Annotated in this window: 20 protein-coding genes; 14 read left to right on the top strand and 6 right to left on the bottom strand. The window is 44.1% G+C overall.

The window, feature by feature from the left end; all coding sequences use genetic code 11:
* Positions 1 to 98: 98 nt before the first annotated feature.
* The 5 genes from FOR85_RS00825 to mmsB all read left to right on the top strand — a co-directional run bounded on the left by FOR85_RS00825 (position 99) and on the right by mmsB (position 6,161).
* Positions 99 to 1,583 (top strand): CoA-acylating methylmalonate-semialdehyde dehydrogenase, encoded by a 1,485-nt coding sequence (locus FOR85_RS00825; RefSeq protein ID WP_144296291.1) that lies wholly within the window; start codon positions 99 to 101, stop codon positions 1,581 to 1,583.
* Between the two features lie 194 nt (positions 1,584 to 1,777).
* Entirely contained in the window at positions 1,778 to 2,938 is a 1,161-nt protein-coding gene (locus FOR85_RS00820; protein ID WP_144296290.1) for an acyl-CoA dehydrogenase family protein, read from the top strand.
* A 79-nt stretch (positions 2,939 to 3,017) separates the two neighbouring features.
* Entirely contained in the window at positions 3,018 to 3,800 is a 783-nt protein-coding gene (locus FOR85_RS00815) for an enoyl-CoA hydratase (protein ID WP_144296289.1), read from the top strand.
* Positions 3,801 to 3,857: 57 nt separating this feature from the next.
* The gene (locus FOR85_RS00810) at positions 3,858 to 5,090 is read left to right on the top strand and encodes an enoyl-CoA hydratase/isomerase family protein (protein WP_144296288.1); all 1,233 of its coding nucleotides are present in this window, start codon (positions 3,858 to 3,860) and stop codon (positions 5,088 to 5,090) included.
* A 96-nt stretch (positions 5,091 to 5,186) separates the two neighbouring features.
* Complete coding sequence (gene mmsB, locus FOR85_RS00805; protein WP_144296287.1) at positions 5,187 to 6,161, top strand: 3-hydroxyisobutyrate dehydrogenase; 975 nt, start codon at positions 5,187 to 5,189, stop codon at positions 6,159 to 6,161.
* Between the two features lie 150 nt (positions 6,162 to 6,311).
* On the opposite strand, the gene FOR85_RS00800 is transcribed toward mmsB, so the two are convergent.
* Positions 6,312 to 7,070, bottom strand: coding sequence for an IclR family transcriptional regulator (locus FOR85_RS00800; RefSeq protein ID WP_068404183.1), 759 nt, complete (start codon positions 7,068 to 7,070; stop codon positions 6,312 to 6,314).
* 614 nt (positions 7,071 to 7,684) lie between these two features.
* On the opposite strand from FOR85_RS00800, the gene FOR85_RS00795 reads away from it, so the two are divergent.
* The gene (locus FOR85_RS00795) at positions 7,685 to 8,449 is read left to right on the top strand and encodes a hypothetical protein (protein WP_144296286.1); all 765 of its coding nucleotides are present in this window, start codon (positions 7,685 to 7,687) and stop codon (positions 8,447 to 8,449) included.
* A 117-nt stretch (positions 8,450 to 8,566) separates the two neighbouring features.
* Here FOR85_RS00795 and FOR85_RS00790 read toward each other — a convergent pair whose 3' ends face one another.
* Together FOR85_RS00790 and pal are read right to left on the bottom strand one after the other, a co-directional pair.
* Positions 8,567 to 9,376, bottom strand: coding sequence for a 4'-phosphopantetheinyl transferase superfamily protein (locus FOR85_RS00790; protein ID WP_144296285.1), 810 nt, complete (start codon positions 9,374 to 9,376; stop codon positions 8,567 to 8,569).
* 95 nt (positions 9,377 to 9,471) lie between these two features.
* Positions 9,472 to 9,990: a peptidoglycan-associated lipoprotein Pal gene (gene pal, locus FOR85_RS00785; protein ID WP_144296284.1), complete on the bottom strand. Its 519-nt coding sequence runs from the start codon at positions 9,988 to 9,990 to the stop codon at positions 9,472 to 9,474.
* Between the two features lie 395 nt (positions 9,991 to 10,385).
* Between pal and pepN the strand changes: the two genes are divergently transcribed.
* Positions 10,386 to 13,001 (top strand): aminopeptidase N, encoded by a 2,616-nt coding sequence (pepN, locus tag FOR85_RS00780; protein WP_223808457.1) that lies wholly within the window; start codon positions 10,386 to 10,388, stop codon positions 12,999 to 13,001.
* Between the two features lie 109 nt (positions 13,002 to 13,110).
* Here the strand turns inward: pepN and FOR85_RS00775 are convergent, their stop codons facing one another.
* Entirely contained in the window at positions 13,111 to 14,193 is a 1,083-nt protein-coding gene (locus tag FOR85_RS00775; protein ID WP_144296282.1) for a 3-deoxy-7-phosphoheptulonate synthase, read from the bottom strand.
* 611 nt (positions 14,194 to 14,804) lie between these two features.
* Between FOR85_RS00775 and lpxB the strand changes: the two genes are divergently transcribed.
* Positions 14,805 to 16,115 (top strand): lipid-A-disaccharide synthase, encoded by a 1,311-nt coding sequence (gene lpxB / locus FOR85_RS00770; protein WP_223808456.1) that lies wholly within the window; start codon positions 14,805 to 14,807, stop codon positions 16,113 to 16,115.
* A gap of 76 nt (positions 16,116 to 16,191) precedes the next feature.
* Entirely contained in the window at positions 16,192 to 17,061 is an 870-nt protein-coding gene (locus FOR85_RS00765) for a ribonuclease HII (protein WP_223808444.1), read from the top strand.
* 178 nt (positions 17,062 to 17,239) lie between these two features.
* Here the strand turns inward: FOR85_RS00765 and FOR85_RS00760 are convergent, their stop codons facing one another.
* A complete protein-coding gene (locus FOR85_RS00760; protein WP_144296281.1) occupies positions 17,240 to 17,905 on the bottom strand; it encodes a DUF924 family protein in 666 nt (221 codons plus the stop codon).
* 90 nt (positions 17,906 to 17,995) lie between these two features.
* Here FOR85_RS00760 and FOR85_RS00755 point away from each other — a divergent pair, with 90 nt between their 5' ends.
* From FOR85_RS00755 to FOR85_RS00740, 4 genes are all read left to right on the top strand, one after another.
* A complete protein-coding gene (locus FOR85_RS00755) occupies positions 17,996 to 19,210 on the top strand; it encodes a carboxynorspermidine decarboxylase (protein ID WP_144296280.1) in 1,215 nt (404 codons plus the stop codon).
* Positions 19,211 to 19,467: 257 nt separating this feature from the next.
* Positions 19,468 to 20,739 carry a saccharopine dehydrogenase family protein gene (locus FOR85_RS00750; RefSeq protein WP_144296279.1) on the top strand — a complete coding sequence of 424 codons (1,272 nt, stop codon included), beginning with the start codon at positions 19,468 to 19,470 and terminating at the stop codon, positions 20,737 to 20,739.
* A 297-nt stretch (positions 20,740 to 21,036) separates the two neighbouring features.
* The gene (locus FOR85_RS00745; protein WP_144296278.1) at positions 21,037 to 21,264 is read left to right on the top strand and encodes a hypothetical protein; all 228 of its coding nucleotides are present in this window, start codon (positions 21,037 to 21,039) and stop codon (positions 21,262 to 21,264) included.
* Positions 21,258 to 22,469, top strand: a complete 1,212-nt coding sequence (locus FOR85_RS00740; protein WP_223808443.1) for a BCCT family transporter — start codon at positions 21,258 to 21,260, stop codon at positions 22,467 to 22,469. Before FOR85_RS00745 ends, FOR85_RS00740 begins: the two co-directional genes overlap by 7 nt.
* A gap of 86 nt (positions 22,470 to 22,555) precedes the next feature.
* On the opposite strand, the gene htpX is transcribed toward FOR85_RS00740, so the two are convergent.
* Entirely contained in the window at positions 22,556 to 23,470 is a 915-nt protein-coding gene (gene htpX / locus FOR85_RS00735; protein ID WP_144296277.1) for a protease HtpX, read from the bottom strand.
* Between the two features lie 307 nt (positions 23,471 to 23,777).
* Here htpX and FOR85_RS00730 point away from each other — a divergent pair, with 307 nt between their 5' ends.
* Positions 23,778 to 24,239: an isoprenylcysteine carboxylmethyltransferase family protein gene (locus tag FOR85_RS00730; RefSeq protein WP_144296276.1), complete on the top strand. Its 462-nt coding sequence runs from the start codon at positions 23,778 to 23,780 to the stop codon at positions 24,237 to 24,239.
* The last annotated feature ends 48 nt before the right edge of the window (positions 24,240 to 24,287 follow it).

The following is a 24,287-nucleotide window of genomic DNA, read 5'->3' as shown; positions in this document are numbered from 1 at the left end:
GTTTTTATCCCTTTTAACAATATACTTGTATGAATACTTTTTTATAAATACTGGCCCACCATTAAATGGTGAGCAAACAAACAAGATAAGGATATCTTATGCATCACGTTCAGCAGCTTATCGATGGTCAATTTGTTGATTCTAATACCAGCGAATGGATTGACATCACAGATCCCGCCACCCAAGAAGTCATCGCCAAAGTTCCGCAAACGACTGACGATGAAATCAATCAAGCCGTCGCTGCCGCCCAAAAAGCGTTTCAGACATGGCGTAAAACGCCTATCACCACACGTGCGCGTATTTTTTTAAAGTATCAAGAACTGATTCGCGAGCATATGGATGAGCTGGCAGAAATCTTAACCGCAGAGCAGGGAAAAACCATTGCTGATGCGCGCGGTGATGTATTTCGTGGTTTAGAAGTGGTCGAGCATGCCGCAGGTATTGCCAATCTGCAAATCGGCGACTTCGTTGAAAACGTCGCAACAGGCGTCGACACCTATAGTATCTGGCAGCCACTTGGTGTCTGTGCTGGTATCACGCCATTTAACTTTCCCGCGATGATTCCACTATGGATGTTCCCAATGGCGATTGCGACGGGTAACACCTTTGTCCTTAAACCTTCTGAACAAGATCCGATGGTAACCATGCGTTTGGTTGAGTTGGCAGTTGAAGCTGGCGTCCCTGAAGGCGTGTTAAACGTCGTGCACGGCGGTAAAGCAACCGTTGATGCCATTTGCGATCATCCAGATATCAAAGCAGTTTCATTCGTTGGCTCAACCAACGTCGGCAAGCATGTCTATGAGCGCGCTAGTCAATCTGGCAAACGTGCCCAGTGTATGATGGGTGCGAAAAACCATGGCGTTATCCTACCTGATGCCAATAAAGAACAAACGCTCAATCAGCTAGCGGGTGCCGCCTTTGGTGCAGCCGGTCAACGTTGTATGGCGCTGTCGGTCGTGGTGCTAGTGGGTGAAGCAGGTGAATGGATTGACGATATCAAAGCCAAAGCAGAAGGCTTAGTGGTTTCAGCAGGCAAAAACGACAAGGATTTAGGTCCGCTCATTTCACCTGCCGCAAAAGCGCGTGTCGAGCACTTAATTGGTACGGGGGTAGAAGAGGGCGCCAGTCTACTTCTTGATGGTCGCGGCATCACGGTTGAAGGCTTTGAGAAAGGCAACTTTGTAGGCCCGACTATCTTTGATAACGTCACCGCTGATATGCAAATTTATCAGCAAGAAATCTTTGGCCCAGTACTGTGTATCATGCGTGCAGCTGACCTTGATGAAGCGATTGAGCTGCTCAATGCCAATCCAAATGGTAATGGTACGGCTATCTTCACTCAGTCAGGCGCTGCTGCGCATAAATTTCAACAAGATATTATGGTTGGTCAAATCGGTATTAACTTGCCGATTCCTGTGCCACTACCGATGTTCTCATTCTCAGGCTCACGTGCTAGTAAGCTTGGCGATTTGGGTCCTTATGGTAAGCAAGCGGTACAGTTCTATACCCAAACCAAAACGGTCACTGCCCGCTGGTTTGATGACGAGGCAAGCCGCAGCGTCAATACTACTATTTCAATGTAGTCGTCAATCGACTATATTTGCAGCGTCCAAGCAACATAGCGACACTCTTGCTCAGTGTTTTTTAGCAAAAGCATGATTTATGATTGTCGTTATAGCGCTGCTATACTGTATAACCAGCACGGTTTAAACCACGGTAGACTGACGGTTTATAACCTTTTTTCCCATATTTGCTATACATGCACAAGGATGACCCTATGGATTTTTCATTGACCGAAGACCAAATCGCCTTTCGCCAAACTGCCAGACAGTTTGCGCAAAAAGAGCTAAAGCCCAACGCGGCTGAATGGGATCGTACTTCGCACTTTCCAGTCGATGTCATCAAAAAAACCGGCGAGCTTGGGTTTTTGGGCTTATATACCAATTCAGAATATGATGGCTTAGGGCTACCACGCTTAGATTCTGCCATGGTGTTTGAGGAGCTGGCTTGGGGTGATACCGCCGTTGCCGCTTATATGAGTATTCATAACATGGCGAGCTGGATGATCGGGGAATATGGTAGCGATGCACTTTGTAAAAAGTATTTGCCCAATATGGTCAGCGGTGAATGGCTTGGCAGTTACTGCTTAACAGAGCCGAATGCCGGTTCTGATGCCGCCTCATTACGTACCAAAGCCGATAAGCAAGGCGACTATTATGTGCTTAATGGCGAGAAAACTTTTATATCAGGGGCAGGTTCAACTGATGTGTTAGTGGTCATGGCACGTACCGGTGCTGCAGGGCCAAAAGGGATCTCGGCATTTGTGGTAGATGCCCACAGCGCTGGTATCGAATATGGTAAAAACGAGCATAAAATGGGCTGGAAAGCGCAGCCAACCCGTACCATCAGCTTTAAAGATGTCAAAGTACCAGCAGAAAATTTAATCGGCGAGGAAGGCCAAGGTTTTCGCATTGCAATGAAAGGCTTAGACGGCGGTCGTATCAATATTGGTATCTGTGCAGTTGGTACAGCGCAGTCAGCACTTGAGACCGCGACCAATTACGTGCAAGAGCGTAGCCAGTTTGGCAGCCCGATTGCCAGCTTACAGTCAGTACAGTTTAAACTTGCTGATATGCTCACCCAAACCATTACTGCAAGGCAAATGCTGTATTTAGCGGCTAGCAAAATCGATAATAATGACGCGCAAGCCTCTACCTACTGTGCCATGGCAAAGCGTCTGTCTACTGATCTTTGTTTTGATGTTGCCAATGAAGCTTTACAGCTGCATGGTGGTTATGGCTATCTCAATGAATATCCGCTTGAGCGCCATGTGCGAGACTTGCGCGTGCATCAGATTTTAGAAGGCACCAATGAGATTATGCGGGTGATTGTCTCGCGCCAGCTTATGCAGGATGATGCGTTGAGTCAGTTACGCTAGCCCAACAATATTATAAAACTGCTTTATTAAGCGTTTTGAATAAAGCCATTTTATAGAAAGATAATAACAAGGATGTTCCATGACCGATTATACCAATCTCAAGTTATCAATCGACGGCCATATTGCTACCGTCACACTGAGTAATCCACCAGCCCATACGTGGACGATGGAAAGTCTGCCGGCACTCAAGCAGCTGGTCACTGACCTCAATGCTAATGATGATGTTTATGCCTTAATTATCCATGGCGATGGGGAAAAGTTCTTTTCAGCAGGTGCGGATTTAAATAATTTTTCAGACGGTGATAAAGGACGTGCGATAAGTATGGCTATCGCGTTTGGTGAGGCGTTCGAAGCCTTATCAGCCTATCGCGGCGTCAGTATTGCGGTTATCAACGGCTATGCGATGGGCGGTGGACTTGAGTGCGCGCTGGCTTGCGATATGCGTATCGCAGAAGCGCATGCACAGATGGCGTTACCAGAGACGGGCGTGGGCTTATTGCCCTGTGCAGGCGGTACGCAAAACCTACCTTTACTGGTTGGTGAAGGTTGGGCAAAACGGATGGTATTGTGCGGTGAGCGCGTCGATGCCGAGACCGCATTGCGCATTGGCTTAGTCGAAGAAGTCACGGCAAAGGGTGGCGGTTTATTAGCGGCGCAAGCCTTAGCGCAAAAAGTCGCTAGACAATCTCCTGTTGCCGTCAGTTATTCGAAACAGCTTATCCAAGCGGCAAGAAATACCCCGCCTGCCCAAAACCTTATCCATGAACGTGAAGCTTTTGTTAAGTTATTCGACACCAACGATCAGCGCGAAGGCGTACAAGCATTCTTAGAGAAGCGCACACCCAATTGGCAAAATAAATAGCCTGTAGGGATGTCTTAATATTTACTTTACTCATTTTAATTTTGGTAGGTCTCTTTTATGACAGCAGTAACAGAAAACATAGAACAAGAAGCGCCGGTCCTATTCAATACTGAGCCGACAGAGTGCGGTCACCTGATTGGCATAATGATGTTAAATACGCCAAAGTCTCTCAATGCGCTCAGCGTTGAGATGTGTCAATTATTAGCCAAGCAGCTAGAGCAGTGGCAAAACGACGATCAGGTAGTGGCATTGGTGTTAAAAGGGGCAGGTGACAAGGCGTTTTGTGCTGGCGGTGATATCCGTAAGCTGTATAACAGCATGTCCAGCAGTGTGCCGCTACCGAATCCTTATGCGACAGAGTTTTTTGGTCATGAATACCGCTTGTATCGGCAGATGCATTTTTATCCAAAGCCATTAATCCTCTGGGGTGACGGCATTATCATGGGTGGCGGCATGGGTCTGATGGCAGGTTGTAGTCATCGTTTAGTCACCGAGCGCACGCGCTTTGCCATGCCAGAAGTGACCATTGGACTGTTCCCTGACGCCTCTGGTAGTTGGTTCTTGCAGCGCATGCCTGCTAAAACAGGTTTGTTCTTAGGGCTAACAGGTGCGATGTGTAATGGCAGTGACGCTTTATTAGCCAATCTTGCAGAGTATGCTGTTGCCAGTAGTGATTACGATGCTGTCATACAACGTTTAAAACAGAGTAATTGGCAAGGAGCAGCTGACAACAATGATAAATATCATAATAATAGCGCTCATAGTATCGTTAGTCGTGCGCTTACCGTACAGCCTGTTGCTGAGTTGCCTGCAAGTAAGCTTGCGATATATTGGAAACCTATCCAGCAATTAATGAACAGCGGCGGCTTAGGAGATATTGATGCACTTCTACAAAGTGACGAAGCGCTTGAAAAATTAGATACAGACTTTGCAGCAGATAGCTGGACGCAGCGCGCAGTAGCTACTTATCGTCACGGCTGCCCTGTAACTGCCGCTTTGACCTATGCGCTTTACCACAAAGTCACCGACTTATCGCTTGAGCAAGTCCTGTATTTAGAGACCAACGTAGCTGTGCATTGTGCCGCCAATCCTGATTTTAAAGAAGGCGTGCGTGCGCTACTGATTGATAAAGATCGCAATCCGCAGTGGTCACGTTCACTGGCAGACTGTCTCAGTAGCGAAGGGCAGGCGTATATACATCAGCACTTTGTGAATCCTTATGCTAAAGGTGAGCATCCGTTAGGCGATTGGTTGGGTGAAGGCGCATTCGGTAACCAACTTGTACGCTAAGAGCTTATCGGCTCATTATAAGAATCAGATATAAATTAAAAAACGTAAAACTATGTGTAGCACTGTCTGCATAAGCAATCATCAAGGAGCGATGAGATGGGTACAAAGGATTTGAATTTAAGTAATAAAGACACAAATAATACCGCTGCGAGCGATAATCATACTACTAAGCCAAATATAGCCTTTATTGGGCTTGGCAATATGGGCGCACCGATGGCAGAGAACTTGTTAAAGGCAGGTTATACGCTATCGGTTTATGATTTATCTGAAGAGGCAACCGCGCGCTTGCAGCAAACAGGTGCCAGTGTGGCTGATAGTCCTAAAGATGCGGCGAGTAATGCACAAGTTATCATTAGCATGTTGCCTGCGGGCAAGCACGTCCATTCTGTTTATCTAGGAAATAATGGCGCTGATGGTTTACTAGCAGAATTACCTAAGGGTACTTTGGTCATCGATAGCAGTACCATCGCAGCAGCTGATGCAAGATTGGTGGCAGAAGCAGCAAGTAAGGTTGGTATCGACTTCTTAGATGCGCCAGTCTCCGGTGGTACAGGAGGCGCCATTGCCGGCACTTTAACTTTTATTGTCGGTGGTAGTGACGATGCATTTGCCAAAGCCGAACCAATACTCGCCGTTATGGGCAAAAACATCTTTCATGCAGGCGAGCATGGTGCCGGACAAGTGGCGAAAATCTGCAATAATATGCTGTTAGGTATTCTCATGGCAGGGACGGCAGAGGCGATTAATTTAGGCGTAAAAAACGGTCTCGACCCTAAAGTGCTATCAGATATTATGCTACAAAGCTCGGGCCGTAACTGGACGCTAGAGGTTTATAACCCTTATCCGCAGGTGATGGAAAATGTGCCCTCTAGCAACGGTTATAAAGGCGGCTTTATGAGTAAACTCATGCAAAAGGACCTTAATCTTGCGATGCAAACGGCTAGGGATACCGATGTTGAAACGCCGATGGGAGCCAAGGCTACTGAGCTTTATGAATCTCACATAGTAGAAAATGGCGATAAAGATTTTTCTAGCATCATGGCGCGTCATGACAGTTCGGTCTTGTCTTAAAGCACGAAACGCTTCAAATCCTTAATCAATTTTGCATAGAGTGTTTTTCTAATTGCCATCATGTTATTAACAAAGCATAAAAAAGGTCTGCGCTAGTTTTATGACGCAGACCTTTTTACTCAGTCATATTTTTTCTTAATGTCACACACCCTAGTTTTGTAGCTCATACACCAATGCTTGAATATCATGCGCTGCCTTTTGCAAGCGCGGCACATGCTCCATTAGCTCATCTAATGACACGCGAATGGTTGGTGCGTGGATATATAGCGACGCCAGATAGCGAGATTTTTTGTCTAGCACAGGCACTGACACCCCTACCATCTCTGAGATAAATTCCTCATTATCGATACCAATGCCTGTCTCTGCGATACGATCAAGCTCGGCATTTAATGTATCAATATCAGTAATCGTATTTTTGGTAAATTTATCTAACGGTAGGCCTTGTAGTATTTTAGCGCGGCTGGTCGCAGACAACTGGCTTAAATATAGCTTACCCGTAGCCGTACACCACATCGGTGATTTCGCGCCGACAGGCAGATATATTTGCAAAGGCAGCGAGGTGTTAGCGCGATTGGTATACATCATGTCCATCTGGTAAGGAATGGCGATACCGCAAGTCTCCTTAATCTCGTCAACCAATTTTTGTAAAATAATTTGCCGCTCATTAAAAAATTGACGCTGCTGCCAAAGCTCAACGCTCAAATTACGCACCCGCTTACCAGGAATAATACCGCCGCCAATATCGACGGTCACAAACCCTTCATCGACTAAGTTTTGAATCAAGCGATGGATAGTAGGTTTTGGGATATCAAGCTCTTGCGACAGTTCAAGTGGTGAGAGGGGTTTTGACGCATAAGACACCGCTTCGATAATCTCTAAAACACGGGTAATCGACGAAACTTTTGGCATAAAAATGGCTCAATAAGAATAATAAAGGTAAAGCGAAAAGTAGAAAAAAATCATTAATACACTATTGAAAATTTCAAAAATGTAAATACTAAAAAGACATCTATTAGTAGCTCTAATTTAGCATAATAACGCACTCAAACAAGCTATCTTATTAAATATAAACGATATATTTACGTTTTATATTCCAGACTAGTTTCCCACACTTCTGTTCTAGATCTTATTTTGGGTAGCATTGGATACGTTAGCTCACAAACCACAACAAACTGTAGTAATAAACTCTATAACTGTAATTGAGTTAAAAGGGGAGGTAGGTCATTATACTGACATGTTTTGTAATACCTTTACATGAGCGTTAAGCGATTCAATATTCATGTTCTGACTATTCAGTTGCTTTGAGAGTATTGTGTAACAGGAAAGCGAAGTTTTGCAGGTTGGTGTAGCAAATATTACAATATCTATGCAATCTTTACATAACGGCAAATAAAAAGTGCATTCATGGGGGTGACTTTTTAAGCCAAAATTGTTTTAATCTGCTCAACAAAATGGTTGTTTATAAAAAAGTTAAATTATCATTTTTTTACGGGCGAGTTATTTCACACTTTAGGAGAGTATTTATGAAACTTATTAAATTAACAGCAATTTCTGCTGCTGTATTAGCATCTACTGCTGCACTAGCAGCTGAACCAGTTGCTGTCGTACAACCAGCAAACTCATATAGCGACAGAACTTTTTTCCAAACTGTGACTCATCCAGCGGCTGTCAGTGCTGAAGTAGGTACACTAGGTTATGGTGCTAATATCGGTTGGGCACTTAACGACAAAACTGAATTACAAGCTGGTTGGGCAGGTGGCGACGTTGCTGACCTATTCGGCGGTGACTTTGATGCAAACGATGTAAACTATGAAGTTGATTCTGATTTTAGTAACCCGTACTTAGGCGTACAATTACGTCCTACAGGTAATTGGTTCACGATGGGTGCTGGTATCATCGTTCCTGATAATGATTTTGATGTACGTGCAAACGCAAAAGGTCCTAACTTTAGAATTAATAACGTTGACTATAATGCCGCTGAAACAGGTACTTTAGAAGGTACTATGGAACATCGTAACAAGTTAGCACCTTATGCTACTATCGGTTTCCGTCCTAATATCACTAACAACTTTGGTTTATTTGGTGAAATCGGTGCAGCATACATGGGTCAAACTGATGCCACTGTTACTTCAAGCAATCCAAACGGTAACGTTACAGCTACGACTGTAAATGGTACTACAACTGTTAAAGGTAGTGATGTAGCTAAAGCTGCAGAAAAAGAGCTAGAAGATAAAGATTGGTTAGAGTGGATGCCAATCGTTAAAGTTGGTGCAACTTACCGCTTCTAAGCTAGCGACAGTTTAAAACTTTTATTAGATAGCCAAGCATAAAAAAAACGATCCTAAAAAGGGTCGTTTTTTTTGTTTAAAATAAGGTAGCGCTACTTTGATTAAATTAAAGAATCATCAATAAATGATCACTGTTTGATAATGGCGTAAAATAGCGATACGGTAATTGCTTTTATTGTCGTTAATGGCCAGTAAGGGCGATTTGCTTGTAGCCCCTTTTATTAAATCAGCAATGAGGTAAGAGTAGTCCTTTCCTAATCCTTGTGCCAGCTTATACTGAAAAACCTTAATAAAACTTTCTTTTATTTGCCATAGTAGTTTGGCGATTATATTTCTTTGCATGGGTGGTAAGGTCTGCAAGATAGCCATTTCATTAACATGGAAGAAGCGCTGCGCAACCAGCCATTTAACGGCATTTATTTCTATATCAATACCTACAGGACGATGAGCGCTGATGACCACCGCGACTTTATTGTCTAAATAATCGAAAGGTTTATTTTTTTTATGCTGATTAGAAATAACTTTGTTATGGGCGCCAGTATGACTAAAGCAGACGTAGTATTGACTATTGGCAAGTCGATATGGAAAACTTGCATCATCCAAGGTATCAATCATCTCTAGCTTATTAAGTAGTGATTGTAATAATAATCGTACGCCAGTGCGCTGCTGTTGGCGCTGACGATGAGCTATCTCGCGTGTGGATAGAGACACGGTAGGAATGCGGTACCATTGCATCTGCCGCCATTGCATGTGGCGCACTTTTTCCACGCTCGTATCTAAAAATAGATTGAGATTAAATAACAGCGGTAAATCGCTGAGTAAATCAGAATAATTTAAAAAACAAGGCGTGATAATCTGAGCTGACGCATACCAAGTAGTAGCGTCAAGTTGTTGGTAGTGAATATCACGTAATTTTAAAGTTGACATAATTTATCTGTAGAATATGAATAGAATAAGAAAAGCCCAACAATAGATTGCTGGGCTTCTTTAAATTAGGGCTGATTAACGCTTATTAAATACTATTAGTAAGACAACTCAGCACGGCGGTTTTGGGCATACGCATCTTCTGTAGTACCGGCAACAGCAGGGCGCTCTTCACCATAGCTGATGATACGGACGTTGTTTGCAGCAACACCTTGAGCGGCAAGATAATTACGAGCCGCTTGGGCACGGCGCTCGCCTAGTGCCATGTTGTACTCGCGGCTACCACGCTCATCGGTATGACCTGCAATAACGACACCAGCGTTTGGATTTGAGCTTAGGAGGCTAGCATGTTGGTTTAATACACTGGCAGCTTCTGAGGTGATTTCACTGCTATCGAAAGCAAAGTAAACCACGGCTTGTAGATTTTCTGCACCAGTGATAACGGCATTTGAATTATCAACGATAACCGCACCGTTATAACCAACTTGACCACCTGGGATACCTAGTGGGGCAACGACCACTTCTGATGTCGCACGTTTGTTAGCACAACCTGACGCAAATACGACAGCGCTTGATAATACTGCGAGGGCAGCAACTTTTGCAATACTGGTAGACATATAAGCTCCTAAAATTTTAATAACATTAGTTTTAATGGCATTTGTTGTTTTTGAACTGCTTACGGTAAAACTTAGGCAATTACTATCTATCATATACTAAATGTTACTTTATGTAAGTAGTATTACTGTAAATAGTTCGAGAGTTTACCTAAAGATATGTAGCGTTCTGATTAAAAATTTTGAATTGATTTCTACCTTAACCAATTTAATTACTCATCGTACTTGAAATTTCATAGTTTAGGTCAATGTAACTATTTTAAAAACTCTGTTTATAACGAACACCGTGCTAATTAATAGGGCACTATAAAATAATCAATTGACTGTTTAAAATGTGAATAATAATAGGAATTTCCATGTCTACTACTGAAACTGACGCACAAATTATCAATCCTGACATGCCAGATGTGCCGCCACATGCGCCAAGTAAAATTCATTTGAAAGACTATCAACCGCCAAGCTTTGCGGTCGAAACCATTGATTTGGATATTAAGTTATTCGATGACCATGCTATTGTGGATAGCACTTTGGTGATGCAGCGTCAGACTGACGGCGACTTAGTGCTGTATGGCGAAGGACTTGAGCTGATATCTATTAAGCTCAATGATGAGCTGCTTACCAGTGAGTGCTATACGCAAACGGATGGTAAATTAACCATTACTAATGCGCCGGAGTATAGCAAATTACAGCTACAAGTACGTATCCATCCGCATACCAATACCGCGCTTGAAGGCTTATATATCGCCGGTAGTGGTGACGATACTATGTTCGTCACTCAGTGTGAGCCTGAGGGTTTTCGCAAGATTACCTTTTATCCAGACCGTCCCGATGTGCTGGCAAGATTTACCACGCGGCTTGAAGCCGATAAGCGTTTCCCGACGCTATTGAGTAATGGGAATTTGCTCGAAGCGGGTGAAGTGTCGGACGCGCCTGAGCGTCATTATGCGATTTGGCAAGACCCGACCAACAAACCAAGCTATCTGTTTGCTTGTGTCATCGCTGATTTGGATGTATTGACTGACAGCTATACCACGAGCGAAGGGCGTGAGGTAATGCTTGAGCTCTATGCGAAATCCGAAGATATCGATAAATGTGCTGTCGGTATGCAAGCATTAAAAGATTCAATGCAGTGGGATGAGGTCAATTATGGCCGCGCGTATGATTTAGACCGTTATATGATTGTTGCCGTCAGTCAGTTTAATATGGGCGCGATGGAAAATAAGGGTTTAAATATTTTTAACACCGCTTGTGTCTTGTCTAGTCCTGAAACGACCACAGATGCGCGCAGCTTTAGTGTCAAATCTATCATTGCTCATGAGTATTTTCATAACTGGACGGGCAATCGCATTACCTGCCGTGATTGGTTTCAGCTGTGCCTAAAAGAAGGTTTTACCGTTTATCGGGATCAATCATTTTCAGCCGATCAGCAGTCAAGTGCTGTCCAGCGTATCGATGACGTGGCAACCTTGCGCGCCCATCAATTTGCTGAAGATGCCGGACCACTAGTGCACCCTGTACGTCCTGAGAGTTTCGTTGAGATTAACAACTTTTATACCACCACCGTCTACGAAAAAGGCGCTGAAATCGTGCGTATGATTGCCAATACGCTAGGGCGTGATAACTTCCGTAAAGGTACGGACGAGTATTTCCGCCGTTATGATGGGCAAGCGGTGACGGTTGAGGACTTTTTATCGGCGCTTAGTATTACCGATAGCAAAATTGAAGACTTTATCGACTGGTATCGTCAGCCCGGTACGCCTGTGGTGTCTGGTTACCAAGATTATGACAGCGTGACGCAGACATTGACTATTACTTTGAGTCAGCAAGCCCGTCAGGTTGCAGGTTTTGATGCACCAAAACCCTTGCCGATTCCTGTAGCGACCGCACTATTTGATAAAAATTCTGGTCATATCATCGCCGAGCGTATGTTGCTTCTCGATCAAGTCACACAAACCTTTACCTTTGAAAATATAATGAGCGAGCCAGTCGTATCCTTGCTACGTGATTTTAGTGCGCCCGTTCAGCTCAATTATAACTATCAAGATGAAGACTTGGCGTTTTTGCTCAAATATGAAACCAATGGTTTTAACCGCTGGCAAGTGACGCAAATGCTGGTCAATCGCATTTTACTGCAAGGTCACGGCGCGAAAAGCAGTCCTGAGATATATTTGCAAGTAGTGGCGCAGGCCTTACCTGAACTGGCTGCTAATGATGCGATGTTGGCGGCGCGTTTGCTTGATATTCCGTCAGCACATGAGCTGGCATCTGCCATTCATAAAGATTACGATCCAGAGCTGGTAAAAGCACAGCGTGAAGGCTTATATCAACAGCTGGCTTTAGCGTTAAAAGATCAATGGTCTGAGCTTTATAAACAGCTACCAATACAGGCTTATGAAGACAGTGCGGAAGCTCGTGGCAATCGCGCTTTACGTAATGTGATGCTTGATATGGCACTGACCGCTAACGTCGATGGCGCTACTGGATGGGCAGAGCAGCAGTATGATAACGCCAGCTGTATGACCGAGCGTTTTGGCGCGTTAAAGGCGATGGTCAATCATCAACTGGCAAATGCTGATAAGTATCTGGCGGATTTTTATCATCGTTTTGAAAATAATGATTTGGTCATCGATTTATGGTTTAGTGTGCAAGCCTCTGCTGATGCGGTTACGCCCGATACTATTAAATCCTTACTTGCGCATAACGATTTTGATTGGAATACGCCCAATCGTGTACGTTCGGTCATCAGCGCCTTTACCTCGCAGCCTACGGTGTTGTGGACACCAGAGGGTCTAGATATTTATATCGCTGTGATTAAAAAGCTGGATGACGCCAATCCGGTGTTAGCGTCACGCTTATTGCAAGTGCTGGCACGTTGGAATACTTTGGCTGAACCACGTCGTCAAATGGCGCATGAGCAGTTGCTTGAACTACAAAAGCAAGCGACTTCTAAGCATGTAATTGAAAGCTTAAACAGTGTTTTAGGCGCGGCAAATGAAGGTTCTGCAAGTGCATAACGAGCAGTACTTTATAAGTTAAAAAGCACAAAAAAGGCCCGTCTGATATCTGTTATCAAACGGGCCTTTTAGTGAGTGGTCAATCAGTATTCATTACCACCAAGCGCTTTTAACGATTCGGCAGAACGTCTTTAACCATATCACGTAGATTGTGTAGAGCGCTAACGGTGCTTTCCCAATCTAGGCAGCCATCGGTGATAGATTTACCATATTCAAGCTGGCTCAAATCTGCCGTTAGCTTTTGATTGCCACCTTTTAAATGACTCTCAATCATCAAACCGATGATAGATTTATTACCATTTTTAATCTGCTCGGCAACGTTTTGAATGACCATTGGTTGCAGATACGGGTCTTTACCTGAGTTGGCGTGGCTTGAGTCAATCATAATTTTACTATTGGTTTTGCCTTTTGCCAGCTCATTTTCAACTTGTGCAACAGCGGTTTCATCATAGTTTGGCTTACCATTACCACCGCGTAGGACTATGTGCGCGTAGGGGTTGCCTTTAGATTTGATGATAGAAACTTTGCCATCTGCTGATAAGCCGAGGAAGCTATGACCTTCTTTGACCGCTTGCATGGCATTAACCGCAACGGTCATGCCGCCATCGGTGCCGTTTTTAAAGCCAACTGGGCACGATAAACCTGAGCTCATTTCACGATGCGTTTGGCTTTCGGTGGTACGCGCGCCAATCGCTGACCAACTAATCAAATCCTGAATGTACTGCGGCGTATTTGGGTCTAATGCTTCGGTCGCGCACGGCAGACCTTTTTCATTTAAATCAAGCAGTAGCTTACGAGCGGTGCGCAGACCTTTTTCGATATCAAAGCTGTCGTTCATATCAGGGTCATTAATCATGCCTTTCCAGCCAACCGTGGTACGCGGCTTTTCAAAATAAACGCGCATCACAACGAAGATGCTGTCTTCAATCTCTTTGGCCAATTCGGCTAAGCGATCGGCGTATTCGTGGGCGGCTTTAATATCGTGAATAGAGCAGGGGCCGATAACCACAAATAAACGCTTGTCTTTGCCATCAAGGATATCTTGGATGGTATTGCGACCTTTTAGCACCGTGTTATAGGCGTCATTTGACAAAGGTAGCTCAGACTTTAGCTCAGCGGGTGTGATTAAAGGAATGAATTTTTCAATATTCACGTCGTCAATATCTGCATTATGAGTAGCTGGTGTTGTCATGATTATATATCGTCTAGCTGATTTATAGGGATATTCATTATGCGGACAAAAGCGCTGGTTGACAAGGGCAGTCGTACAGTTAATTGACTGCTAACTGGAATGTGGCGACCAAAACTTTGTTATACCTTATCGCTGCAACCCGTCTTAACATGCTGTCATTCATAGGTGTATAAGAATGATAAGGCAATGTAAAGCATAGGGAAAATGACGCTTTATCGCTAACCTAAGTCCAAATTTGCATTAAACACAACGTTTATAGGCAGATATAAATGAGTGATACTGACTGGATTTTGTGCACTAATTTAGCTATTTCCAACACTGTCACGTATGATGGCGATATAAACGACTAAGTTCGAGCATCATGGAATGCTATCAAGATGCGTTTTAATGGGGATCTTATTACGGCTAAGCTATGTTATATTTTATATAATCATTCTTATGATAGACGCATTTTATCTTTTTTTGTTTAACTGTGCTACTTAAATGGCATCAATTAAATTGTACCACTTTAATATTGAGAGCTTATCATGACAGATCTTGCTACGCCTCACCAACCTGCTGATACAACGCCAGCACCAGATACTTATGGTGCTTTTGATAAATTGCCTGAGATGACGTGTTCGCCACTGGTGATAGGGATTGTCGCCGGTGAAGTGTCAGGCGACAGTTTGGGTGCAGATTTTATGAAGCAGATGAATAATCTGCGTGATGATATTATTTGGGTTGGGGTTGGCGGCGCAAAAATGCAGGCGCAAGGGCTGCAAAGTATTTTTCCGTTATCGCGCTTAGCTGTGATGGGTTTGGTCGAAGTGGTGTCGCAGTTACCGGATTTACTCAAAGCACGTCAAGAGCTGCTGACGGCATTTAAAGCCGCAAGCATTGATTGGTTTATTGGCATTGATGCGCCTGATTTTAACCTCAGAGTGGCCAAGAAATTAAAGCCGCAGGGCGTGTTTTGCGTGCAGTATGTCAGCCCTTCTATTTGGGCGTGGCGTGAGTCGCGTATTCATAATATTATGGCAGCGACCAATTTGGTTCTGTGCCTATTTCCATTTGAGCTACCCGTCTACGAGCGTTATAATCATCCCGCGATTTGCGTTGGTCATCCGCTACTACGAACCATTGATCAGACCTTACTTGAGACGCCCATCAATCAGCGCCGTAGCGAATTGGTCTGGCATAATGATGGCTTGCAGCAGTTTTTTATCGATCGTTTCGATGAGGTCAGTCAGCTTATTTGCGTCATGCCCGGCTCTAGGCGTGGTGAGATAACGGCTATTTTGCCGCTTATGCTCGATGGTATTCAAAGACTATTATTGTTAGATCCTAAGCTGTGCTTTATCATTCCAACGGTGGATCAAAACCATCAATATATTGTGCAAGATGTGATCGATAAGCGCTCAGAGCAGCTGCGGGCCGCGATTGCGGTGGTCTATGATGAAAGTCAGCCAGCCTTTAGTCAGCTGGCGATGGCGGCATCAGATATGGTGATGCTGGCATCGGGTACTGCAACCTTGGAAGCCATGCTGCTTGAGCGTCCAATGGTGGTGATTTATCAATTAAATCAGCTGACTTATCAGATAGCAAAACGTTTGGTCAAAGTCCCTTATGTCGGTTTGCCTAATATTTTGGCAGATAGCGCAATCGTGCCTGAGCTTATCCAAGAGCAGGCAAGTGGCGATAATATCTGTCGTACCGTGATGCGTTTGTTGCAGCCGCGCGCGTATGCAGAACAATTAAAAGCGCTGATTGATACCAAGTATGCATTGCAACAACAAAGCAATCATGACCCTGCGCATAGCGTCATCGAACAGTGGTTTATTCAAAACCGCGCCAGTCATCAAAATCATGATTTTAATGGACAAGACGGTCATGTCAGTCAAGAAAATTACGACAGCCAAGACAATTATCAAGCTCAGTAACCAAACGCTAATTATGTTAGGCACGCAAAAAATTTATTAAACCGTAAAGTTAAAAAATAATAAAGTTATGAGTACTATGTCTTCTACAGAAAATGATCCTATAAAAAGCCCAGCTATGCTTAAGCATAGCGTTCAGATTGAAAGAGTTATTGAGCAAGTTGATATTAAAGGACAATATATACAACTGGCAGCGCCCATACAGTTATCAGGGCAAGTCAATATCTCAGAACTGATTGCGCAATACTCATTAAGTTTAGAAAACTTGCAACCAACAGCCATACAAATTGGCGTTGACGAAGCAGGGCGTGGACCGCTGCTGGGTAGTGTGAATGTCGCTGCGGCAATATTACCTGCGGCGTGGGCAGGTTTAATTGAAAATGAGCCACTAAAAAATACGCCATTGTCTATACTGACGGACTCAAAGCAGCTGAGTGAAAAAAAGCGCGATATTCTTTATCCGTTGGTTCAGCAGCATGCAGTCGCGCACATCGTCGCTGATATACCGCCAGCGGTTATCGACCAAGTCAATATCTTGCAAGCGACCATGCTAGGGATGCGCTTATGTACTGAGGTTTTATTGGCGGTAGTTGCTAAACACCTGAATACGGGTGACAAAACACTGTTTGAGATATTAATTGATGGCAATCGTTGTCCAGATTTAGATTATGCCAGTCTCACTAAATTTGGTATTCAAGGGTCAGCGATTGACTGCCAAGCATGGGTAAAAGGCGATGGCCGACATACCAGTATCGCGGCGGCCAGTATTTTAGCAAAAGTCAGCCGTGACCAAACCATGTATGCGCTTGATGCTAAACATCCTGAATATGGCATCGCCAAGCATAAGGGCTATCCAACGCGCGCCCATATGGAGGCGATTGCAGCTCATGGCGTACTAGCCGCGCATAGACGTAGCTTTGCACCGGTAAGAAAAGTGCTTGAAAGCTAACATTGCCTGACCTAAAAATGATCATTAGCTAGCAGAATGAGACTGCTTAATAAAATAGCCTAAGCAAACTTAAATAAGAAAATGCTTTCAGTCATAAAAAAACCATCTGTTCATAATCAACAGATGGTTTTTTTATTTAAACCTTTAACAACAGAAATCTTCAAAGTCCCAAAAATACTTAGAACGATGAGTTCGGCTGCTTTAAAAACGCTTCTTCTTCGTCAGTCGTTTCACGATCCAACGTGTCGTTACGATGTGGATAGCGTCCAAATTTATCGATAATCTCTTTATGACGCTCTTCAAACTCTAAGGTTGTTGCATCATTTAATTGCTTAAACAGCGGCAGATAGCGCTCATGAATCATGGCCGATTCAGAATGCATAAATGGCATGATAATAAATTTCCGCCACTGCGCTGGCAGCGTATCAAAATATGGTTGTCCAATGGCTTCTTGTGCCAATGCTAGCGCCATGCCATCTTGGGCAAAAGCGCACGCTTGCTCACGGCATAAATTACGCGAAAACTGATCTAACACAATAATTTCTGCCAAGCGTCCTGCTAGCGCCGTGACTGAGCTATTGCTATCAGTCGCTGCATCTGCGATACGCCACGACACGCATTCACCCTGTTTTGCTGCCTGCCAAATATTATAAAATTTGTCTTTTATCTGTTTATCAAAAGCATCATTTTGCGCAAACCAGTACTGCTCATTGTCTTTATCAAACCAAAAATCCAATACCGCACGCGCATCCGCAGCAAGATGTTCTAAGCTGATGTTTTGTGGATCTAGCTGGGATAGATTGGCTGGGTTTTTAGCCGTAGAATAATCGGTCGAGAGTGCCATAAGATATTCTATTTATGATGGATTTAGTCTACTATAGCGCAATTATTTAGGTCTGTCATGATACCGACCGCAGCTATTAGGTAACCTCTTATGAATACAAATTTACCGTTACAAACCAGTTACTCATCCTTGCCTGCAACGCCCTATTATCTGCTTGATGAAGCGGCAATCGTTGCCAATATGCAGATTATCGCGCGTCTGTGCGAGCTATCTGGCGCCAAAGCCTTGCTCGCGCTCAAATGTTTTGCCACTTGGGGCGTGTTTGATGTCATGCAGCCTTATTTGCATGGTACAACCTCGTCTTCATTGAATGAAGTGCGGTTGGGCTATGAGACCTTTGGTAAAGGTAAAGGCAGTGATAATAAAAAAGAAACCCATGCTTATAGCGTTGCTTATAGCGCAGATGAAATTGACGAAGTATTAAGCTATGCCGATAAAATTATTTTTAATTCTATCTCGCAATTGAATGCATTTAAAGGTAAAGCTGCTGCTCAGAATATTCCAGTAGGGCTACGCTTAAATCCAAAAACCAGCAACTCGTCCTTTATTATTGCTGATCCAGCGCGTCCCTTTAGCCGTTTGGGTGAGCATGATAAAGATAAGATTACCGCCGTACTTGCTGATATCACTGGCGTCATGATTCATAACAACTGTGAAAACGATAGTTTTGAGGCATTTAGCGCAAGCTTAGCCGATATCGAAAACAGGTTTGGTGAGGTGCTGGCGCAGCTTGAATGGGTGAGCTTGGGCGGTGGTATTCACTTTATCGCGCCTGATTATCCACTCGAAAAACTGGCTGATAGATTAAAAGGTTTTAGCGAAAAATATGGCGTGCAAGTCTATCTTGAGCCGGGTGAAGCGAGCATTCACGGCGCTGGCTCATTAGTGACAACCGTCTTAGACACTATGCACAATGAAAAAAATCTTGCCGTCGTCGATGCCTCTATCGAAGCGCATATGCTTGATTTGCTCATTTATCGCGAGTCTGCTCCCATTGTGTCCATTAATGAAGAATCAATAGATATGATGCCGGTAAATAAAGATCAAAAAGAGGGCGCTGCAGACAACACTATTATTTACGGTCGTTCTTGTTTGGCAGGCGATATTTTTGGTGAGTACGCCTTACCGAGTAATTTGAAAATTGGCGATACCATTGCGTTTGGAAATGCTGCCGGTTATACCATGGTCAAGAAAAACTGGTTTAATGGTGTGGGTATGCCTGCAATCGTTATCCGCCGTTTAGATGGGTCGATACATGTGCAGCGTGAGTTTGATTATCAAGATTATAAGGCCAGCTTGTCTTAATTTTGCTATTAAGATGACGGTGATGGTATTTGAGTAATAGAGTTAGATGTCATCTTATCGATTAATTATTGCCGAAAGGTGGGTAAAAATTGTTATAATCGCCGCGGGCAAAAGCAAGTAGCCAAATACTGCTTTGCTCGACGGGTGCGTGGGTTTTCCTCGGTCTTCCTTTTTAATTCACGCATATCATTCACTCGTTTCTGTTTTGACTCGCCACCATCGATGGTATCGACAGGGACACAAAGGAGGATTGTTCATTGAACACAAATCAAACCAACCCTAACAAAAAAGACGTGCTCATCATCGGTGCAGGCGGTGTGGCGCAAGTGGTCGCGCATAAATGTGCGATGCATAACGATGTGCTCGGCGAGATTCATATTGCCTCACGCACGCAGGATAAATGTGATGCCATCGCCCAAAGTGTCAAAGAAAAGAATAGCTTTAAGCTGCCTGCGGTATTACATACCCATCAAGTCGATGCGATGGATACGCAAGCGCTGATACAGCTGATTGAAGAGACGGGTATTCAAATCGTTATCAATGTCGGTTCGGCATTTGTCAATATGACCGTTTTAGAGGCTTGTATTGAAACGGGCGCGGCTTATATTGATACCGCCATTCATGAGGATCCGCGCAAGATTTGTGAGACGCCGCCATGGTATGACAACTATGAATGGCAGCGTAAACAGCGCTGTGCTGACAAGAACATCACGGCAATTTTGGGTGCTGGATTTGATCCTGGTGTGGTCAATGCCTATGCGCGTCTTGGCTATGACATGATGGATGCAGGCTCGGTGACGGATATCGATATTATCGATATCAACGCTGGCAGCCACGGTAAGTATTTTGCCACCAACTTTGACCCTGAGATTAATTTCCGTGAGTTCACTGGTACGGTTTATTCTTGGCAAGACAGTAAGTGGCAGTCGAATAAGATGTTTGAAGTCAAACGTACCGATGATTTGCCAGTCGTTGGCGAGCAAAACAGTTACCTAAGTGGTCATGACGAGATTCATTCTTTATCGGCTAACCTAGATGTGCCAAATATCCGCTTTTGGATGGGCTTTGGTGAGCATTATATCAATGTGTTTACTGTGCTCCAAAACCTAGGTCTATTGTCCGAGCAGCCGGTGATGACTGCTGAAGGGCAAGAAGTGATTCCGCTTAAGGTGGTCAAAGCCGTACTGCCGGATCCAAGCTCATTAGCGCCCAATTATACGGGTAAGACTTGTATCGGTGATAAGGTTAAAGGCAAGATTAATGGCGTTGATAGCGAGGTGTTTATTTATAATATCTCTGATCATAAAGACGCTTATAACGAAGTTGGTAGCCAAGGTATCTCTTATACCGCTGGCGTGCCACCTGTTGCTGCTGCAATGTTGGTGGCGACTGGCGAGTGGGATGCAGGCAAAATGGTCAACGTTGAAGAACTTGATGCCAAGCCATTTATCAACTTGCTAAATGAGATTGGTTTGCCAACGCGTATCCAAGACGCCAACGGTGATAGAGCGCTTGAGTTTGATATGTAATATATCTTAAGCCATAAAAAAGCCCGTCTAATTTCTCGATAAGAGCGTTAGGTGGGCTTTTTTATGCAAGAAACTTTATAGTGAATGACAGTGCCCTTTTTCATTACTTTGGCTTTAACCTTTTTCATTACTTTAGCTTTAAATAGTTTCATACGTATGATTCTCTCTCACGATGCTTTACTACTGACGCTAAGCCTGTATCATCATTGGATAAACACATTCAGCATAATGACATTAAACTAGGGGTAGAATAGAGTGAACCTAATACGGACAGTCATATAAAAATAAGGAATATAAATGAGCGACAAACCGAATGACGATGGCTTAAGGGAGGCTGACGAGTCAAATAATCCATCAGTAAATGAGCCTAGCGAAAGCTCGCGCCCGCCGTTTGAGCGCAGGCAGTTTGGCGGTACAGAACGCCAATCAAAACCGTTTGATGAAGATGTGCCAATCTCCCGCAGCGATCTGAAAAAAGGAGCACAGGAGCTGTCAGAAAACAGTGTGGCTCATATTATTTGTTAAATGCCTTAGTCGAAAATTTGGGTCAGTTCTTTGTCACACTCCCTGCTCGTATGTTTAAAACCTTTGCCTATGTTCCCGGTAGTAGCGACTGGATGGGCAGTTGGACGCTATTCTTTTGGGCGTTTTGGCTGGCATGGGGGCCGTTTGTTGGGGTGTTTTTAGCGCGTATTTCGCGTGGGCGCACATTACGTGAGTTTGTCATTGCCGCGATTACAGTGCCGGTATTATGTGACTTTATCATCGTTTCTTTCTTTGGTAACTCCGCCCTTTATGAGGTATTACAAGGCAATACCGCCTTTGCCGAGCTTGCGGTTCAAAGCCCAGAGCGCGGTTGGTACGCGCTACTTGAGCTGTTTCCGGGAGCGACTATTTTGATAGCGTTAGCGACGCTTTCAGGATTGCTGTTTTATATCACCAGTGCTAACTCAGGGGCGATGGTGATGTCGAACTTTTCAACCTCTATCCCTGACCCAAGCGAAGATGGCCCAAAGTGGCTACGCATTTTTTGGGCGGTGTTGACGGCAGTATTGACCATCTCTATGTTGATTGCAGGCGGCGTCATTACCATGGAATATGCCACGCTTATCTTTGCTCTTCCTGTGACGATTATTGTTTATCTGGTGATGTTCTCTTTTTCTAAAGCGTTAAAAATAGAACGGGCTGAGCGCGAAGGTACGGTGCTGCGTCGCCCATCTGTTACGCCAAGTGGCGGGCATATACCGGAGCGTTCTTGGAAGCAGCGCTTGGGACAAATGCTGGCTTATCCGAGCAAACGAGAAACGGAGCAATTTCTTGAGCGTGTCGTCCGTCCGGCGCTAAACGATGTCGCCAATGAGTTTGAGCGCCAAGGTTATAAGATTGATCGTGATAATATTCCTCATATAGCGGGCGATATTGATGTTGGTGGGCCATTATTAAAGGTATCTACTGACGCCCAAAACGACTTTTATTATCAAGTGTCTATGGTCGAGACGCCGTCACCGACCTTTAGTGGCAAGATGTCACCAGTTAGCGATGTTTATTATCGTTTAGAGGTAACGACGCAAACCGGCTCCGGCGGTTATGATTTGATGGGCTTGACCAAGCAGCAAGTGATTGATGATGTGCTTGAACAATATGAAGCGTATCTGACTTTTATTACCAGTCCGCCAGAGACAGATGTGAACACAACCACCGCGGCAGTAGGAATCACAGGTAAAGGTTGATTGTTTATAACGGTCAAACGATGCAGATAATAGCGGCGCTGTTCTAGCCATCCGCTATCATCTGTCATGTATGTTAGGGCTGCGGCTTAAGCCTTGCTAGGATTATACTTTCTCAACGCCGCGATACGTTCATCAAGCGTTGGATGTGAGCGGAAAAGGTTAGCGATACTAAAGCCCGTAGACTGCCCAGACGAGATTGCAAACGCTTTCATGCTCTCAGGCATCTGGTCTGGACGTTGCTCAGAAGGACGCAAGGCATCCAGTGCGCTAATCATTTTTTCACGGCTGGCAAGCTTTGCCCCCATCTCATCAGCACGGAATTCACGTAGGCGCGAGAACCACATGACGATGGCAGACGCCAAAAACCCCAGCAAAATATCCATCACGATACTGGTGATGAAATAACCGATACCCGGGCCGTCCCCTTCATTTTTAAAGACAGTGCGGTCGACGAAGCTACCAATAATACGCGCAAAGAACATCACAAAGGCGTTTACCACCCCTTGAATGAGCGCAAGGGTCACCATATCGCCATTGGCCACGTGACCGATCTCATGCGCCAATACCGCTTCTACTTCATCTTGATTCATATTTTGCAACAGACCAGATGAAACCGCGACCAACGCTTTATTTTTATTCCAGCCAGTTGCAAACGCGTTTGGCTGCGAATTATTAAAAATCCCCACTTCTGGCATGCCAATATTTACCGCTCGTGCTTGCTTAGCGACGGTATCTACCAGCCATTGTTCCGTGGCGTTGCTTGGCGTTTCAATAACCACCGTCCCCGTTGATCTTTTGGCCATCCACTTTGAGATAAATAGCGAAACCATCGAGCCAACCATGCCGTATATACCGCACATAATGGCAAGGCTGGTGTAATTTAGCCCGCCTGCGCCATGTACGCCACCAATCCCAAAAAATCTGGATAAAATACCAAACACGATGCTAAATACCACAATCACCGCTAAGTTGGTTAATAAAAACAATCCGATACGCATCATGACGCTAACTTCCTCATTTAAGTTCAACTACATCTTAGAAACAACACCTTCACTAGAGTAAAGGGTAAAAATGAAACAAATAGCAATTATAACCTTCTATGGATAATAAAGCCGCTCATTCTAATATCAATCGTCACTTAAAACTTGTAGAGTAGGGACAACAGCGGCGTAAAGTGTTTAACTAATGAAGAATAAAAGGCGAAAAGCTAAATAAACACTGAATACTATAATAAGTAATTAAGCGCTCATTCATTATTTAATTCTATATAAGGTCTTATTTATAAAATTGCATTTATAAGGAGTCAAGATGAATTCTCTAGAGCTAAAAGTACCGCCAGTCGCGCAAGTTATCGTCACCGCAGCGGCCATGGCTGGTGTCTCTAAAGTCGCACCTGCTTTGAAATTTTCTTTGAAAGGCTCTGCGGCATTGGCAGTAGGTTTGGGCGCTATAGGACTGGGTAGCGCCATTTTAGGTGTTACTCAATTTAAAAAAGCGCAGACCACACCCAATCCGCAAGCGCTTGAAAAAGTTTCAAGCTTAGTGACTAGTGGTGTGTATCAATATAGCCGCAACCCTATGTATGTAGGCTTGGTGCTTATATTATTTAGCTGGGCATTGTATCTGTCGCACTTTCTTGCCTTCGTGTTGTTGCCTCTATTTATACTTCATATGACCCGTTTTCAAATCCAGCCAGAAGAGCGGATGTTGGCTCAGAAATTTGGCAAAGCTTATCAGACTTACAAGGCAAAAGTCAGACGTTGGGTATAAACAGCGGGATAAAAAATAGCCAAAATTAATGTTAATAAAAAAGAAGAG

It is taken from the genome of Psychrobacter sp. YGAH215 (genome assembly GCF_007280595.1).
GTDB classification, from domain to species: domain Bacteria; phylum Pseudomonadota; class Gammaproteobacteria; order Pseudomonadales; family Moraxellaceae; genus Psychrobacter; species Psychrobacter faecalis.
The sequence above is the reverse complement of the archived record's forward strand: the minus strand, read 5'-3'. Positions and strand labels throughout refer to the sequence as shown.